Here is a 1,353-nt window from a genome sequence, read left to right as displayed (position 1 = left end):
TGATTCGCCCCGGGGATGATGGAGGGACTGAAGCCACGGAAAGGACTTCACCCTCATGGCCGCACCCCGCAAGTACCCCGACGAGCTCCGAGAACGAGCGACCCGGATGGTCCTGGACCTCCTCGAGGACGATCCCGGCTCCCAGCGGGGAGTGTTCCGTCGAGTCGGTGACCAGCTCGGCGTGAACCCCGAGACCCTGCGCGGCTGGGTCCGTCAGACCCAGATCGATGCCGGCACCCGCCCGGGGACCACCACCGACGATGCGCAGAAGATCATCGAGCTCGAGAAGGAAGTCCGCGAGTTGCGGCGCGCGAACGCAATCTTGAAATCCGCGTCGGCTTTCTTCGCGGCGGAGCTCGACCGCCCCTCAAGATGACCTGCTCGTTCATCGACGAGCACAAGGACGAGTTCGGAGTCGAGCCGATCTGTACGACCCTGCGCGAAGCAGGAATCCAGATCGCTCCGAGCACCTACTACGCCCGCCAGCAGCGCGAGCCCTCCGCCCGGGCACGCCGGGACGAGATCCTCAGAGAGGAGATCGCGCAGGTCCACCACGACAACCTCCGCGTGTTCGGCGCTCGGAAGATGCACATCGTGCTCAACCGCGAGGAAGACCGCCTCGGGCGCGGGCACGTCGCGCGCTGCACGATCGAGCGGCTCATGCGCGACCTCGGTCTCCACGGGATCCGCCGGAAGAAGTCGCCGAACACGACGAGATCCGCGCCGAGGGAGGACTGCCCGTCAGATCTGGTGGACCGGCATTTCAGCGCGTTCGCGCCGAACCAGCTGTGGGTCGCGGACATCACCTACGTCCACACGTTCTCCGGATGGGTCTACGTCGCGTTCGTCACCGACGTGTTCAACCGGGAGATCGTGGGCTGGCGAGCGTCTCGCTCGCTGCACACCGATCTCGCTCTCAATGCCCTAAACATGGCAATCTACCTGCGCAGACGCGAGGGAGCCGACCTCAGCCGGCTCGTGCATCACTCCGATAGAGGAGTCCAGTATCGAGCGATCCGCTACGGGCAGGCGCTGGCCGAGCAGGACGCGGTCGCCTCGGTCGGCTCGCGCGGCGATTCCTATGACAATGCACTGGCCGAGGCTCTGAACTCGCTGTTCAAAGCGGAGGTCATCCGGAACCTCGGCCCCTGGAAGGGCATCGACGACGTCGAGATCGCGACCGCGGAATGGGTCCACTGGTTCAACACTTTCCGGCCCCATCTCTCGCTCGGCGGCCTCACCCCGCAGGCCTTCCGCGAGGCCCACCAGCCCTCCGTCACCACTGCTACCGAACCGACCCCCGAGACCCTCAACGCCAGATAACCAACCCTCCACCAAAACCGGGGCTTGACA

At 65.6% G+C, this 1,353-nt stretch carries 1 protein-coding gene and 1 other annotated feature; the gene reads left to right on the top strand.

The window, feature by feature from the left end; translation table 11 throughout:
• Positions 1–55 precede the first annotated feature (55 nt).
• Positions 56–1,323, top strand: a protein-coding gene (locus KVA01_RS12550; protein WP_371858590.1) for an IS3 family transposase whose coding sequence is annotated in 2 segments (ribosomal slippage) — positions 56–338 and positions 338–1,323 — 1,269 coding nt in all. Because the reading frame shifts where the segments join, the coding sequence is not laid out codon by codon here.
• Positions 337–465: a sequence feature (AL1L pseudoknot), on the top strand. Its footprint overlaps the gene before it by 129 nt.
• Positions 1,324–1,353 lie beyond the last annotated feature (30 nt).

Source organism: Kocuria varians, assembly GCF_006539885.1.
GTDB lineage: Bacteria > Actinomycetota > Actinomycetes > Actinomycetales > Micrococcaceae > Kocuria > Kocuria varians.
Note: the sequence above shows the minus strand (reverse complement) of the source record. Positions and strands in the feature narration are given on the sequence as shown.